Source organism: Buchnera aphidicola (Aphis craccivora) (genome assembly GCF_005082145.1).
GTDB lineage: Bacteria > Pseudomonadota > Gammaproteobacteria > Enterobacterales > Enterobacteriaceae > Buchnera > Buchnera aphidicola_U.
In genome coordinates this window covers 102187-118700 of record NZ_CP034897.1, presented here as the reverse complement: position 1 = coordinate 118700, position 16514 = coordinate 102187, and the positions used below count along the sequence as shown (strand labels likewise).

16 protein-coding genes and 1 tRNA gene are annotated in these 16514 nt (G+C 23.9%); 2 read left to right on the top strand and 15 right to left on the bottom strand.

What is annotated here, in order from left to right:
* Nucleotides 1-15: 15 nt before the first annotated feature.
* The 4 genes from rsxC to D9V60_RS00565 all read right to left on the bottom strand — a co-directional run bounded on the left by rsxC (nt 16) and on the right by D9V60_RS00565 (nt 3428).
* Nucleotides 16-1578: an electron transport complex subunit RsxC gene (rsxC, locus tag D9V60_RS00580; protein WP_158360428.1), complete on the bottom strand. Its 1563-nt coding sequence runs from the start codon at nt 1576-1578 to the stop codon at nt 16-18.
* An 80-nt stretch (nt 1579-1658) separates the two neighbouring features.
* On the bottom strand, nt 1659-2159 hold the full coding sequence (locus D9V60_RS00575) for an RnfABCDGE type electron transport complex subunit B (RefSeq protein WP_158360427.1): 501 nt from the start codon (nt 2157-2159) through the stop codon (nt 1659-1661).
* 2 nt (nt 2160-2161) lie between these two features.
* Nucleotides 2162-2743, bottom strand: a complete 582-nt coding sequence (rsxA, locus tag D9V60_RS00570; RefSeq protein ID WP_158360426.1) for an electron transport complex subunit RsxA — start codon at nt 2741-2743, stop codon at nt 2162-2164.
* 61 nt (nt 2744-2804) lie between these two features.
* A complete protein-coding gene (locus tag D9V60_RS00565; RefSeq protein WP_158360425.1) occupies nt 2805-3428 on the bottom strand; it encodes a riboflavin synthase subunit alpha in 624 nt (207 codons plus the stop codon).
* A 143-nt stretch (nt 3429-3571) separates the two neighbouring features.
* Here D9V60_RS00565 and D9V60_RS00560 point away from each other — a divergent pair.
* Nucleotides 3572-3645: transfer RNA gene (locus D9V60_RS00560), tRNA-Val, on the top strand.
* Complete coding sequence (gene tilS / locus D9V60_RS00555; protein WP_258013339.1) at nt 3622-5028, top strand: tRNA lysidine(34) synthetase TilS; 1407 nt, start codon at nt 3622-3624, stop codon at nt 5026-5028. The genes D9V60_RS00560 and tilS overlap by 24 nt, the downstream gene beginning before the upstream one ends.
* Before the next feature lie 29 nt (nt 5029-5057).
* On the opposite strand, the gene metG is transcribed toward tilS, so the two are convergent.
* From metG to hisG, 11 genes are all read right to left on the bottom strand, one after another.
* Nucleotides 5058-6701: a methionine--tRNA ligase gene (gene metG, locus D9V60_RS00550; protein ID WP_158360424.1), complete on the bottom strand. Its 1644-nt coding sequence runs from the start codon at nt 6699-6701 to the stop codon at nt 5058-5060.
* Between the two features lie 98 nt (nt 6702-6799).
* Nucleotides 6800-7381: a dCTP deaminase gene (gene dcd / locus D9V60_RS00545; RefSeq protein WP_158360423.1), complete on the bottom strand. Its 582-nt coding sequence runs from the start codon at nt 7379-7381 to the stop codon at nt 6800-6802.
* A gap of 164 nt (nt 7382-7545) precedes the next feature.
* Nucleotides 7546-8961, bottom strand: coding sequence for an NADP-dependent phosphogluconate dehydrogenase (gene gndA, locus D9V60_RS00540; RefSeq protein WP_158360422.1), 1416 nt, complete (start codon nt 8959-8961; stop codon nt 7546-7548).
* Nucleotides 8962-9306: 345 nt separating this feature from the next.
* Nucleotides 9307-9930 carry a bifunctional phosphoribosyl-AMP cyclohydrolase/phosphoribosyl-ATP diphosphatase HisIE gene (hisIE, locus tag D9V60_RS00535; RefSeq protein ID WP_158360421.1) on the bottom strand — a complete coding sequence of 208 codons (624 nt, stop codon included), beginning with the start codon at nt 9928-9930 and terminating at the stop codon, nt 9307-9309.
* Entirely contained in the window at nt 9921-10700 is a 780-nt protein-coding gene (gene hisF, locus D9V60_RS00530) for an imidazole glycerol phosphate synthase subunit HisF (RefSeq protein WP_158360420.1), read from the bottom strand. Before hisF ends, hisIE begins: the two co-directional genes overlap by 10 nt.
* Nucleotides 10682-11416 carry a 1-(5-phosphoribosyl)-5-[(5-phosphoribosylamino)methylideneamino]imidazole-4-carboxamide isomerase gene (gene hisA / locus D9V60_RS00525; RefSeq protein ID WP_158360419.1) on the bottom strand — a complete coding sequence of 245 codons (735 nt, stop codon included), beginning with the start codon at nt 11414-11416 and terminating at the stop codon, nt 10682-10684. Before hisA ends, hisF begins: the two co-directional genes overlap by 19 nt.
* Nucleotides 11417-11420: 4 nt before the next feature.
* Nucleotides 11421-12014, bottom strand: coding sequence for an imidazole glycerol phosphate synthase subunit HisH (hisH, locus tag D9V60_RS00520; protein ID WP_158360418.1), 594 nt, complete (start codon nt 12012-12014; stop codon nt 11421-11423).
* Complete coding sequence (hisB, locus tag D9V60_RS00515) at nt 12014-13075, bottom strand: bifunctional histidinol-phosphatase/imidazoleglycerol-phosphate dehydratase HisB (protein ID WP_158360417.1); 1062 nt, start codon at nt 13073-13075, stop codon at nt 12014-12016. The genes hisH and hisB overlap by 1 nt, the downstream gene beginning before the upstream one ends.
* A 24-nt stretch (nt 13076-13099) precedes the next feature.
* Nucleotides 13100-14173 (bottom strand): histidinol-phosphate transaminase, encoded by a 1074-nt coding sequence (gene hisC, locus D9V60_RS00510; protein ID WP_158360416.1) that lies wholly within the window; start codon nt 14171-14173, stop codon nt 13100-13102.
* Nucleotides 14163-15476 (bottom strand): histidinol dehydrogenase, encoded by a 1314-nt coding sequence (hisD, locus tag D9V60_RS00505; RefSeq protein WP_158360415.1) that lies wholly within the window; start codon nt 15474-15476, stop codon nt 14163-14165. Before hisD ends, hisC begins: the two co-directional genes overlap by 11 nt.
* A gap of 6 nt (nt 15477-15482) precedes the next feature.
* Nucleotides 15483-16382, bottom strand: a complete 900-nt coding sequence (gene hisG / locus D9V60_RS00500) for an ATP phosphoribosyltransferase (RefSeq protein ID WP_158360414.1) — start codon at nt 16380-16382, stop codon at nt 15483-15485.
* Nucleotides 16383-16514: the final 132 nt, after the last annotated feature.

The window sequence follows — 16514 nt, the reverse complement described above, 5'->3', positions numbered from 1 at the left end:
ATTTAAAAAGTAAGATTATAAAGTTTTATTTTTTAATTTTGCACGTTTTATTGAAGATCTCAATATTTCTTTTCTAATATTTTTTTCTATTTCTTCTTTATCAACACATTCTGTTTTTAATGTTTTTTCTAAAGTATTAGACTTAATCAAATTTTTATTATTAAAATCATTTTTATTTTTATAAAAAAATTTTTTTTGATTTAATATTCTTTCTTCTCGTTTTTTAAAATGATTAAAAAACATTTTTTTTCGCTGAATTTCTATACGTATTTTATTTTGCGTCATCTTTTCCATCTTAAAATATTTTACTAATGGAATATTGCTAGGACAAACTTTTTCACAAATTTGACACTCAATACAATCCATAATATAAAATTCTTTTGTTTTTTCATGATTGTTATTTTTAGAATATAAATATAATTTTTGCGGCAATAAATTAACTGGACATACTTGAACACAATAGCCACAATTAATACATGAATAATTAATAGACTGTTCTTCTTTTTTTTCACGTTTTCTTATTGAAATGCAATTTGTGTCTTTTGATATTGAATAATTTAAATCAAAAAGTAAATTATTCATAAATGCACCTCCTATATATATTATATAGTCTAAATTATTTTTAATCTTTAAATAATTCAAAAAGAAATTTATAGGAGTGCCTATCCTAATTAAAAAATTTTTAGATAAATTATTTTTATAATTATAAAAACTGACGATTCTTTGAATTAATGGTTCTCCGTTAATAACAGCTCTTTTAATAGCATATACAGTCGAAACATTAAAAATAAGATAACCTACATCTATAGAATGTTTTCCATAAGGAATTTCCTTTCCTGTTAAAGATTTAATTATAATTTTACTACTACCTGCAGGATATTTTTTTTTAAAAATATAAATTTGAAATAATTTTTTATTTTTAATTAATAATTTAATTTGTGCAATTAATTCAATTTTATCTTCTTGAATAACAATATAAATACACTTTACTTTAGATATCCAAGATATAATTTCACATCCTGTAAATATTTCATTTAAATAGTTATTCATTAAACAATAATCAGCAGTTATATATGGATCACTTTCAATTGCATTTACAACTAATGTATGTACTTTGTTAATGCTTAACATTAATTTTTTAGAAGAAGAAAAATGAGCACCTCCAAGCCCTACTACACCTAATTGATAAATAATTTTTATTAAATTTTGAGCAGAATATAATTTATAATTATTAATTTTTTTTAATCTAACCCATTGATCTAAGCAATCAGATATAATTGTAATTTTTATATTTTCTTTGTTAAAACCAATATAATTAGAATAAAATTCAATATCTTTAATTAAACCTGAAGTAGGAGAATGAACAGGAACACTGAAGCAATCACCAAAAGTTAAAGGTTCACCACATAATACTTTTTGATGAATTTTTACTCTTAACATATTTTTTTTTAAAGTATTGTATTTTATATAAACAAAAAACTCTTTAGGATTAGGGAGATAACTAAGAATATGATTATTGGATTCTTCTTTTATTGATATGCATTCTACTCCACCTAAAAAATTATATTTTTTTTTTATTAATAAGATTCAGCACAAAATTTTTCCAAAATTTTTTAAATAAATATTTTTTTAAAATAAATTTTATTTTTAACATAATATTATTCTTTAATAATTTTAATGCAATTAGTTGGGCAATGTGATAAACAAATGTTACAACCAGTACAAAATTTTTGTACTACTGTATGCATAAAATTAGGAGCTCCAATTATTGCATCTACCGGACAAAAAGCAGCGCATTTAGAGCATCCTATACAATTTTTTTCATCAATTTTTACTGTTGTATATAAAAGTGATTTGTTTTTAAAATTTATATTTTCTACATTTTTATCTAAATTTAATAATTTAGTAATTGTTAATATAAGCTGCTCTCCTCCAGGTATACACTTATTAATTTTTTCATTTTTATTTATAATTGCTTTTGCGTAAGGATAACAACCTGGATATCCACATTTACCGCATTGACTTTGAGGTAATTCGGAATTAATTTTATTTATTATAGAATCTGTTTTTATAGGAAAAATATAATTAACATATGAAAGTATTAAACCCAATATAAAAGAAAAAATAGAAAAAATTAAAATAATTATTATTATAGACATAATTAAATTTTTATTAAACCTCTAAATCCCATAAATGAAATAGAAATCAAACTTATCGTGATAAGAATAATAGGAGAGCCTTTAAAAAACACAGGAACATCAGATAATAATATACGTTCTCTAATGCTTGCAAATATAATCATAACCAAAGCAAATCCAAAAGAAGAACTAAGTGCGTAAAAAATTGAATCTAAAAATGTATAATTTTCATATAAACAAAATAAAGGAATTGCTAAAACTGCACAATTAGTTGTAATTAATGGTAAAAAAATACCAAGTATACGATATAAAAAAGGACTAGTATTACGTAAAATTATTTCTAAAAATTGCACAAGAAATGAAATTACTAACATATATATAATAATTCTCAAATAAACTAAATTAAATGGAGATAAAATCAAAAAATTAATACACCATAAAATCATAGTAGATACAAAAACAACAAAAATAGTAGAAAAGCTAATACCTACTGCTATTTCTAATTTATTTGAAGCTCCTGTAAAAGGACATAAACCAAGAAACTTTACTAAAATAAAATTATCAATTAATATATTTGATATAAAAAATAAAAAATAACTTTTCACTTATAATTTCCATTTATAAACATAAAATATAGTTAAATAACAGATTATAAAAATTTTTAAATTATTTGTATGCAATAAGAAAATTATTAAGCAACCGTTCTGTTGTATCTACAGTTATTTGAGTATATAAATCGATTTCAATATTAACTAATTCTCCAACTTTTTTATAACCTATTGTTGTTAAAGATAATGTTTCTGGTATTATACTTACACAAAACATATTTTTAATAACATTAACAATCGTTAAACTGATTCCATCTATACAAATAAAACCTTTATAAAAAATATATTTCATTAAAGATAAATGTTTTACTTTAATCCATATAATATAATTATTATCTGATTTTAATATTTTAAATATTTCAGCAGTATTCATAATATGACCAGATACTATATGCCCTCCAATTTCATCACCATACTTAACAGATCTTTCAATGTTAATGTAATCTCCTATATTTAAAAATCCTAAATTGGTATGTTCAAGTGTTATTTTCATTACGTCAAAAATCACATAACAGTTATCAATTTTTTTTACTGTTAAACAACATCCATTGTGCGAAACTGAAGCTCCAAGTTGTAATTTATTTAATAGAACAGATGGAAAATTAATGGTATAAGTATATAATTGTTTTTTCTTATCTATAGAAATAACTTGAGCAATTCCATTAACAATACCTGTAAACATAAAATACCCTTAACTTGATATTATCTAAAAAATATTTTTTATTTATATTTAAAAATTTATTTTTATAATAAATTAACAAGTGCATCTAGAGAAAAAAATATTTTTATGATAAAATGTTTTCGAAATAATTATTTTCAAATTTTACGTTCGTAGCTCAATTGGTTAGAGCGCCACTATGACATGGTGGAAGTTGGTGGTTCAAGTCCACTCGAACGTAATAAAAAATAACATATATTTAAAACCAGGCGATTCTTATTTGATTCAAGATATTATTGCAAAATATAAATATAAGCTATTCTTAATAGCATATAGTGGTGGAATGGATTCTACAGTATTATTATATCAATTATTAAAAATTAAACAAACAAACGATCAAATTAAAATACGTGCTATTCATATTAATCATAATATTCATACTCAATCAGAAAAATGGCAAAATCACTGTATTCGCACTTGTAAAAAAAATGATATACCATTAATTATTGAAAAAATAAATATAAATATTACAAAAAATATTGAAGAAAAATTACGTATTAAAAGATATAACTTAATTTATAACCATTTATTGAATAAAGAAATATTACTTACAGGGCATCATTTAAATGATCAATGTGAAACATTTTTTTTATCTCTAAAAAGAGGCAGTGGTCCTACTGGATTATCTTCAATGTCTTATGAAACAATTTTTGGAAAAACTAAAATTGTTCGTCCTTTTTTAAAAATAACAAAAAAAGAACTTGAAAAATGGGCTAATCTAAATAAATTAACATGGATCGAAGATATTACTAACTTGAATATAAATTATGATCGTAATTTTATAAGACATAAAATACTTCCAATTTTAGAAAAAAAATGGCCGTTTTTTTTAAAAAATTGTTTTCGTACCACTATAATATGTCACGAAGAAACTAAATTAAAAAATATTTTTCTAAAAGAAAAAATTCAAAAATTTCTTCACTGTAATGATTCTTTAAAAATTGAAAATTTTAAAAATTTACAAGAAGAATTATGTAAATCATTAATTCGATATTGGATTTCTTTAAAAAACGTTAAATTACCATCATATAAAATTATCCAACGTATATACAATGAAATTGTATATAATCAAAAAAACGCTAATATAAAAGTGACTATTGAAAAAAATGAAATAAGATCCTATAAAAAATATCTTTATTTTATTAAAATAACAAAAAGTATTAAAGATATGATTGTATTTTGGCATGATACTAATCGTAAATTAACTCTTCCTAATAATCTAGGATATATTATAAAAAACAATAAAGAAGAAGGAATAAACATACCAATACCAAAAAATAATGAATTAATTAATATTCGCTTTCAACATAAAGGAAAAATATTAATTATAGGGAGACAAAAAAGAAGAAATATCAAAAAAATTTGGCAAGAACATAATATTCCTCCTTGGTTACGTAATCAAATCCCTCTTTTATTTTACAACGATCAATTAATTAGTGCACTAGGCGTATTTGTTATTAATCAGAAAATTAAAAATCTAAAAAAAAATAATCAAAATACATGGAATATATCCTGGATAAGTACTATTCAATTTAGTTTTTATAATAATTTTTTATTTAATTAAATAAATTTATATTTTTGATATTTAAAAAATTAATTGGATAATTTTAATAATTTTAATATTTGATCAGAATTTATTCTTTCATATAATCTTGGAAAATCTTTTATTTTTTGAGATAATAATGGTTTATGAATATCATTCCAAACGAGACTTGAAATCAAAAAAAATTCTGTTTTTTTAGATAAAATAGGTAAAATAGGTTTTAAGAAAATCATAATTATTCTAAATAAATTAATTCCCATAGTACAAATCATATGTAATTTATTATTTTTTTCTATGTTTTTTTGAATCGTCCAAGGTTTTTTTTCATTTATATATTGATTTGCTATGTCTAATAAGTTCATAGAACTTTGAACAATTGCGCTAAACTTTCTATTTTCAAAAAAATTTTCAATTTTTTTCTTTGTATTAGCAAAAGAATTATATAAGTTATAATCATCTAGTTCATCGGATAAATATCCATTAAAATATTTGTTAATAAAGCTAGCACTTCTTGATGCCAAATTTACTAACTTATTTACAATATCACTATTAATTTTATATACAAAGTCATCTAAATTCATTTCAATATCATTAATATTATTTGTTAATTTACTTGCATAATAATAACGAAGACTATCAGAATCAAAACACTCTAACCAATTTGACGCTTTAATTAAATAACCTTTAGATTTAGATAATTTTAGCCCGTTAAATGTAAGATGACCATGTACAAAAATACCATTAGGTTTTCGAAAAGAAGAGGCTTCTAATATTGCAGGCCAAAATAACGTATGAAAATAAATAATATCTTTTCCAATAAAATGATACAATTCACATTTAGAATTTACATTCCAAAATTCATTAAAATTTAAATTTTTGTTTTTTAAACAAAGATTTTTAAATGAACTTATATAACCAATAGGAGCATCTAACCAAACATAAAAATATTTATTTAAACAATTTGGAATTTTAAAACCAAAATATGGAGCATCACGAGAAATACACCATGTTTTTAAACCTGATTTTAACCATTCTTCTGTTTTTTTGATTATTGACCCTTCTAAAACTCCAGAATATATCCATTTATTTAACATTTCTGAAAAAGCTGGTAAATTAAAATATAAATGCTCGGTTTCTTTCAGAATTGGAGAAGTTCCAGAAATTACTGAAATAGAATCAATTAAATCTATAGGTTCATAAATTGAACCACATAATTCACAAATATCTCCATATTGATTTTCTTGATAACAAACAGGACATGTTCCTTTAATAAACCTATCTGGAAGAAATATTTTTTCTTTATTATCATAAAATTGAATAATTTTTTTCTTATTTAAAAGTTTCTTATTATTTAAAGAAGAAAATATTTTTCTAACTAAAAATAAATTTTCTATACTGTGTGTATTATGATAATTATCATAAGAAATATTAAAATTCATAAAATCTATTTTATGCTCTTTGTGAATATTTTTTATTAACTGTTTTTCTGATATTCCTGAATCTTTAGAACGTAACATAACAGCTGTGCCATGCGCATCATCAGAAGAAATAAACCAAACTTCATGACCTCGCATTCTTTGGTAACGAACCCAAATATCTGCTTGGATATGTTCAAGCATATGTCCTATATGGATAGAACCATTAGCATATGGTAAAGCGCAAGTAACTAATATTTTTCTAGATGTAATAGACATAAAATTAATGTTTCATTTATTCAAATAATTAATATAGTATACAAAAAAATAATCATAAAGTACTTATTTTAAAAAATATAAAAATAAATTTAAAATACTTATTCTTCATAAATACGACTAGGAACTACTCCGGTTTGAATTTTATATTTTGATTCAGAACGCCTACTATAAGAACGCATAACTGACTTATCGAGTAATTCAAAACTTAATGCAGCAATTTTAATTTTTGGAGTTAATACTAATGTTAAATTTCCAGCATTAAAAATTTCTAAAACTATATTGCCATTCCAGCCCGGATCAATTCTATGAGAGGTGACATGAATCATCAAACCGAGTCTCGCTAAAGAAGACCTTCCATCTAACCAACCAACTAAATTATCCGGTAAAGTAATACTTTCTAAAGTTGAAAACAATACTAAAGATTTTGGTTTTAAAAAAAATGGATTTTTTTTAGAAAATAATTTTTCATTACTCATTACTTTTGTTAAATTTTTAGATATTTTTTCTTGTGAACTACTTAAATCCACACAAGATATAGTATGTTCATAAAATATACGAAATTTATTTCCAAGATGTATATCAACAGTAATTCCATTAATAAGTTCTTTCTTTGGATAAGGTGTAATAACTAATTTTTTCTGAATTAACCATTCTTCAATATCTTGATCACATAAACGCATAATTTTTCCTATATTTTTAAAATATCTTTATATTTACATTTTATAAATGTATTAATAGCAGAAAGATATATTTGAACATTTTCTGCTATTTTGAACACATTAAAATCATAATAAATTATATAATCAATTTAATTTATAAAAAACTGAAATATTTATAGTTTAAATTATTCTTTAAGCAACCAATCTGTATGAAAATATCCTGATTTATCAATTCTTTTATAAGTATGTGCTCCAAAATAATCTCTTTGAGCTTGAATTAAATTAGCTGATGAAGAAGAAGTGCGATAACTGTCATAATATGATATAGCAGAAGAAAAGGCAGGGATAGGAATTCCATATTTTATTCCATATATAACAATTTTTCGTAAAGATTTTTCATATTCATTAGATATTTTTGAAAAATAAGGTGTTAATAATAAGTTAGATATATTATTATTAATATTAAATGCATCTGTTATTTTTTCTAAAAAACTAGCTCGAATAATACATCCTTCTCTAAAAATTTTAGCAATTTCACCATATTTTAAATTCCAAGAATATTTTTCTGATGCTTTTTTTAATTGAGAAAAACCTTGCGCATAAGAAATAATTTTACCTAAATATAAAGCTCTTCGAACGTTTTCAATAAATTCCTTCTTATTTTCAACTGATATATATTTTAAAGCAGGTCCTTTCAATATTTTTGAGGCAAAAATACGTTGTTCTTTAAGTGAAGACAAATATCTTGAAAAAACTGATTCTGTAATTAATGCAAGCGGTTCTCTAAGCTCTAAAGCATTTTTACTAATCCATTTACCAGTACCTTTATCCTCCGCTTGATCTAAAATTAAATCTAATAAATAACGATTCTTATGATCTTTTTTAAGAAAAATATTTTTTGTTATTTCAATTAAATAACTGTTTAATTCTCCTTTATTCCAATCAGCAAATATATTTGAAAGTTCTTCATTATTTAAATTTAATAAATTTTTTAAGATAAAATATGATTCTGAAATTAATTGCATATCACCGTATTCAATTCCATTGTGAATCATTTTAACATAATGTCCAGAACCATTAGGACCGATATATGTAACACAAGATTCTTTTTTAAATTTAGCAGATATATCTTTTAAGATAGGGGAGATAAGTTTATATGCTTCTTTTGATCCACCTGGCATAATAGAAGGACCATGTAACGCACCAAATTCTCCGCCAGAAACTCCCATTCCAATAAAGTGTATACCTTTTTTAAGAAGATCATTATTTCTTCTAATAGTATCTTTATAAAAAGTATTACCTCCATCAATTAATATATCTCCTTTTTCTAAATAAGGAAGAATAGATGATATAGTGTCATCTGTAGGCGAACCTGCTTTTACCATTAACAAAATACATCTTGGTTTTATTAAAGAATTTATAAAATCTTTAATGGAAAAATATGGGAAAATATTTTTATTTTTATTTTTTTGAGCCACTTCTTCTGTTATTAATTTAGTTCTATTAAAAATAGATACACGGTAATTTTTACTTTCAATATTTAATGCTAAATTTCGACCCATTACAGCCATACCTACAACACCAATTTGTTGCTTTAACATTTGCTTCTCCAACACTCAGGATATATTGTTATTTTAAAATCAAATTACTAAATTATATGAATTACACAATAAATGATATTACAAATATTTTCAATTTTTCATTTTTGAAAAAAGATATTTTAATAAAAAATATAAAAAATTAAAATTATTACAATACTTAAAATTAATTATATATTTTATAATTCTATAAATGTTTTATTTTTTTATTTGAATTGGTTTGTACAATAAGAAAAATTTACATATATTATATGCTAATTTTATTGAAATTTTTTTGAAATTAAAATAAATTTAAAATATTTTAAGTTAAATATTATTTTATAAAAAAATCAATTTAAGAATAAAGTTTTAAGATCTTATTGTTTTTCTTTTTTTTAAGTTTTCAATAATTAAATTAAAATTTAAATTTTGATTATGTAGTAATACAAGCAAATGATAAATTAAATCTGAAGATTCATTAATTAATTCATTTGCATCTTTTTTCATAGCAGCTAATATTGTTTCTACAGCTTCTTCACCTACTTTTTGTGCTATTCGTTGGGTTCCAGATTTATATAAATTAGACGTATATGAATTTTTTATATAATTATTTTTTCTATCTTCTATTATTCTTTCTAATTCATAAAGAAAAGATAAATAATCACCTTTTAAAGAAAAACAACTTTTTTTGTCTAAATGACATGTTTTTCCAGTAGGCTCAGCTAAAATTAATAATGAATCATTATCACAATCTGTAGTTATTTCTATGACTTTTAAAAAATTCCCTGAAGTTTCTCCTTTTGTCCATAATCTTTTTTTACCACGAGAATAAAAAGTAACAAAACCTTCTTTTTGTGTTTTTAAAAGAGCTTCTTCATTCATGTAACCATGCATAAGTATTTCATTAGATAGATAATCTTGAATAATTGTAGGAATCATACCATGCACTTTATTCCAATCTAATTTTAATAGTTTTTTTTGTTTTATTGACATTTTCGAATCTCTATTCCTTGCTGAATTAAAAAATCTTTTAAATATTTTATACTAACTATATTTTTATGAAATACAGAAGCAGCTAATACACCATCTACATTAGAATAATGTAGCGCTTCATAAAAATGCTGTAAATTTCCAGCTCCACCTGATGCTATTAAAGGTACTTTACATATTTTTTTCACTTTTTTTAATTGTAATAAATCATATCCATTTTGTAATCCATCTTGATTCATCATATTTAAAACAATTTCTCCAGCACCATATTTCTGAGCTTGTTTTATCCAATTAAATGTTGTCCAATTAGTTTGATAAGTGCGATTAACATCACCTGTATATTGCTGTACCATATATTGTTTGCTGGATTTATCAAACCATGAATCGACACCAACAACCATACATTGTACCCCAAAACGATCTGAAATTCTTGTTATTAAAGTAGGATCAATTAAAGCAGAAGAATTAATTGATATTTTATCCGCTCCAAATGATAATATATCTTTTGCGTCTTCTACACTTCTAATTCCACCAGCTACACAGAAAGGAATATTAATTACTTCTGCAACTTTTTCAATCCAACTTCTATCAACTATTGTGTTATTAGTTGCTGCAGTTATGTCATAAAACACTAATTCATCAATACCTTCTTTTGTGTAACGCTTAGATAAAGAAATTATATCGCCTACAATTTGATGATTTTTAAATTGAACACCTTTTACTACAACACCATTACTAACATCAAGGCATGCTATTATTCGTTTTGCCAACATTCTAAAGCCTCTTTTATTGTAAATCTTTTTTCTAATAAACTACGACCAATAATCACGCTACTAACTCCAGTTTTTTTCAAATCGAAAATATCAGATATACTTGATATTCCGCCTGATGCTTGAAATTTAATATGTTTAAATTTTTTAACAATCTCTTTGTATAATGTGATATTGGGACCTGATAAAGTACCATCTTTAGATATGTCTGTGCAAAGTACATGTTTTAAATTTTCAACAGAAAAAAAATCAATTATTTCTTCTAATGTCGAATTAGTTTCTTTTAGCCAACCATTAATTAATATTTTTTTTTCATTATTTATAATGTTAATATCTAATGCTAAAACAATTTTACTAGAACCATAAATTTTTAACCATTTTTTTACTTCAATCTTATTTATTATTGCCAAAGAACCAATAACAACTCTTTTAAAACCCAATTCAAATAATGTATTTATATCTTGTTCGGTTCTTATTCCTCCACCAATTTGAATAGGAATTTTAGTATAAGATATTATATTCTTAAAAAGTTTTAATTGTCTTTTTTCTGAATTTTTTGCACCACTTAAATCTACTAAATGAATAATTTTTACTCCTTTATTTTTATATTTAATAAAATGTTCATATAAATCTATATTATAAAATTTTTTATCTAAATAATTACCTTGATATAAACGAACCGCTTTTCCTTCTAAAAAATCAAATGCTGGAATAATCATAAAATTATATCTCTAAAAAATTTTTTAGTAATTGAGCTCCTACATCACCTGATTTTTCTGGATGAAATTGAACTCCAAAGAAATTATTTTTTTGAATAACAGAACTGAAACATATTTCATAATTAGTTGTTGCTAAAGTATATTTATTCACTGGTACAATATAACTATGCACAAAATAAAATCTAGAATCTCTTTCGATATTTTTAAATAATGGATGTATTTTATCAAAAGTAATATAATTCCAACCAACATGCGGTAAAGATAATTTTGAACTTTTTAATAAAATAGTCGAACAATCATTTAAAATTCCGATTGTGTTTGTTCCATTGCATTCTTCACTAAAATGGCAAAAAATTTGCATTCCAAGACAAATACCTAATACAGGTTGTTTAATATTTTTAATAATATTAATTAAATTTTTTTCATTTAAAATATTCATAACTGCTGAAGCAGTTCCTACACCAGGTATTATCAGTTTTTTAGCTTTTATTAATAAGTCAGGATTAGAAGTGATTTGAGATTTGTATCCTAATCTTTTAATAGCTATTTTAATCGAAGTCAAATTAGCACAACCTGTATTTAATATCGCTATTGTCACTATAATATTCCTTTTGATGTTGGTAATGTGTCTCCTTCTATTTTAATTGCTTGACGCAGCGCTTTCCCAAACGCTTTAAATACACTTTCAATACAATGATGATCGTTGTTTCCTTTGAATGATAAATGCAAAGTAATTTTCATAGATTGACAAAGAGAATAAAAAAAATGTTCAACCATATCAGTACTTAAATCTCCAACTTTTTGATATCGAAAACAACCTTTAAAATTTAAATACGAACGATTTGATAAATCAATTACACATTTTGCTATACTTTCATCCATAGGTAAAACAAAACCAAATCTAGATATTCCATTTTTGTTTTTTAATGCTTGTAATAGCGCTTCGCCTAAAGCAATACCTGTATCTTCTACCGTATGATGATCATCAACCTTTAAGTCTCCTTCAGCTTTAATATAAATAGAAATGCCGCTATGTATGGATAATTGTTCTAACATGTGATCAAAAAAATTTATTCCTGTTGTAATATTACTCGAATGTTCTAAATCTAACCAAACTTTTACATGTATAGAAGTTTCTTTTGTTTTTCTAAAAATTTCTCCAAATCTATTTTTTTGTGTAATTTTTTTTACAATATTTTTCCAATTACAATTATCATCTTTATATTGTATACCTTGTAATTTTATATTTTTTGCTAAATCCATATCCGTTTGTCGATCGCCAATAACATAGCTTTGCTTTTTTTCAATTTTATCTAACCATTTTTTTAATAATTTAATTTTAGGTTTTCTACACTCACAGTTATCATATGAAAAATGTGGGCAAATTAAAATATCTTCAAATGTTATTCCTTCTGATTGAAAAATATTTAAAAGAAAAAAATGAGGTATATTAAATTTTTTTAATGGAAATGATTTAGTACCTAAGCCATCTTGATTTGTAATCATAATAAATTTATAACCAAGCTTCATTAATTTACATAATGAAGAAATTACATTTTTTTTAAATACAATTTTATTAATTTTATCAACCTGAAAATTATCTTCAGGCTCATCAATTAAAGTGCCATCTCGATCAATTAATAACATTTTTTGTTTCATTCTTAAAACCTTATAATTACAACATTATATTTTAGATAAAATTTTAATTTCTTCAATAAGGCGTGAACATTCTGAATAAGATCCTATTGATATTCTTAAACATTCTTTTAAATAAATTTTATGATGTTGATTTCTTACAATTATACCTTTTTCCCATAAGTGCTGAAATATTTTTTCAAACATATGAAATTTAACTAAAATATAGTTAGCACGACTATTATAAATTTTTTTAACTAAAGAAATTTTTTTTAATTCATTAATCAGCCAATTACGATTTAAATTAAGTGTTAACACCCTATTTCGCATAATTTTTATTGCATCTGTACTTAAAGATTGCACAGCAATATCAGTAACAATTGTAGAAATTGGATACGGACTAATTACCTTATTTAAAACATTAATAATTTCTTTATGAGCTAAAGTAAAGCCGCATCTTATACCTGCTAATGCAAATGCTTTAGATAAAGTTCGTAAAATAATTAAATTTGGATAATGTTTTAAAAAATAAACCATACTATCTTTAGAAGAAAATTCTATATATGCTTCGTCTATTACAACTAAAGCAAATCCTAAAGTTATTTTTAATAAATGTATAATATCTTTTTTGGAAATAATATTTCCTGTAGGATTGTTAGGGTTGCATATATATATTAATTTCACTTTATTAAGATTATGTTGAATATTTTCTAAATCTATTTGCCAAGTATTTTTAAATGTAGGAATTTCTTTTATTTCAACATTTGCAATTTTTGCGTTTATAGCATACATATCATAAGTTGGCGGGCAATAAATAATCGCATCTTCCCTAGGATTACAAAAAGCTTTGATTAATAATTCTATACCTTCGTCAGCGCCTCTAGTTACTAAAATTTGATCATTTAATAAACCAACATAATTTGCATAAGATAAAATTAAACTTTTAGGTTGACATTCAGGATAACGATTAAATGATGTAATATTAGCTGTAAAAAGACTAGGTATAGGACATTCGTTTGCATTTAGCCAGATATTACCATTTCCTCCAATACGTCTTGCAGATTGATAAGGTTGTAAATTCTTTATATTTGACCTAACTAAATGTATTATACTATCCTTCATATTTATCCTTTAAAAAATTAATACGAATTTTAACAGAATTATTATGTGCTTCTAATTTTTCTGCTTTAGATAAAACATCAAGAGTATTTGATAGATCCATAAATCCTTGAGATGTTAATTCTTGTACTAATATACGTTTTTTAAAATCTGATAAACCTAAAGCAGATTTTGCAACAGACTTGCCATATGTTGGTAAAACATGATTTGTTCCAGAAGCATAATCACCTGCTGATTCAGGAGACCAAGATCCTAAAAAAATCGAGCTCGCATTTGATATATAATGAAGTAATGATCTTGGTTTTTCTGTATGAATAATCAAGTGTTCTGGTGCATATATATTAGATATATTAATAGATTCAAGTAAATTTTTTGTTAAAATTATCGCGCTATTTTTTAAAGCAGTGTATATATCAGAAGATCTAAAAAAATTTTTTAATTGTTTGTTAATAGATAAAATAACTTTTTTTGCTAGCTGATCACAAGAAGTTAACAATATTACTTGAGAAGATGCACCATGTTCTGCTTGGGATAATAAATCAGCAGCAATGAAATCTGGATTAGAAGTTTCATCAGAGATAATTAATAATTCAGAAGGACCAGCTAACATATCTATTTCAGGACCGTTGAATATAGAGCTAACTTGTAATTTTGCTTCTGTAACATAACTGTTTCCTGGTCCAAAAATTTTATCTACTTTAGGAATACTATTAGTTCCAAAAGCCATAGCAGCAATAGCTTGGGCACCACCTACCTGAAATATTTTATTAATTCCACAAACATGCGCAGTATAAATAATTTCATCGCTAATTGGAGGAGGAGAACATAATATTACTTCTTTGCAACCAGCAATGTGAGCAGGTATACCAAGCATTAATACTGTAGATAAAAGAGGTGCTATGCCATTGGGAATATAAATTCCAATAGAATTTAAAGGTAAATATATTTGTTGACAACGTACTCCAACCTGCGTTTCAATATCTGTTTCAGGTAAGATTTGCGCTTTATGAAAAGATGTAATATTTTTTTTTGCAACTTCAATTGCTTCTTGTAATAAAGAATTAATTTTTAATGAAGAAGATAATATATCTTTTTGAGATAATTGAAATGTATTTAATAAGAATTTATCAAATAAATTAGTATAATTTTTTACAGCTTTATCACCTAAAACTTGAACATTTTTAATTATTTCTTTTACTTTTTTTTTAATAGTATTATTTTTTAAATGAATAGGTCTTGACAAAATTTTTTTTTGTTCATCAAAAGTTAACTTATTCCAATCAATAATTGTATTAAAATATTTCATAAAATTCTACTCCATCATTTTTTCAATAGGCAAAACTAAAATTGAACTAGCTCCTAATGATTTTAATTTTTCCATTGTTTCCCAAAATAATGTTTCACTACTCACCATATGCATAGCAACTCTATTTTTATCACCAGCTAATTTTAAAATTGTTGGTCTTTCTGCGCCATGTAATAAAGATATTACTTCATCAAGCTTATTAATAGGAGCATGCAACATAATATACTTTGATTCACGAGCTTGAATAACACCTTTAATACGAGTCATTAATTTATTAATTACTTCTTTTTTTACAACATTAATACTTCCTGTTCTACAAATAAGGCATGCATGTGAACGAAAAACAACTTTTACTTCACGCAATCCATTTGCTTCTAATGTAGCTCCTGTTGAAACTAAATCACAAATAGCATCAGCTAATCCAGCTCTAGGAGCTACTTCTACAGAACCATTTAACATACAAGATTTAAAATCAATTTTTTTTTGATCTAAATATTTTTTCAATAAATGAGGATATGAAGTTGCTATTCTAAAATTTTTTATAGATTCTATACCAATGTAAGAAGTATTAACAGGAATTGCAAGAGATAATCTACAAACACCAAAATCAAGACGTCTTAAAGTAATATAAGAGCTATCTAAATTTTGTGATTTTCGATTTAACAGTTCTTCTTCTAACACGTTTTCTCCTACTATTCCTAAATCAACTACTCCGTCCATTACTAAACCTGGGATATCATCATCACGTACTAACATAACATCAATGGGCATATTTTCAGCAAAAGCTATTAATTTCTGTTGTTTTAAATTAATTTTGATCCCACATGATATCAATAATTTTATAGATTCACTGCTTAAACGACCAGTTTTTTGCATCGCTATACGTACACGATTATTATTTAACATCTTCAAAAACCCTGTAATATTTTTATTTTTAAAAGTAAATTTATAAAATCATACTTTCTATAAAGCAAAAAAACCCAAAGTAAATAAGGGTTTTGAAAAAATCATTTTTATTTTAAAACATTATTTATTATT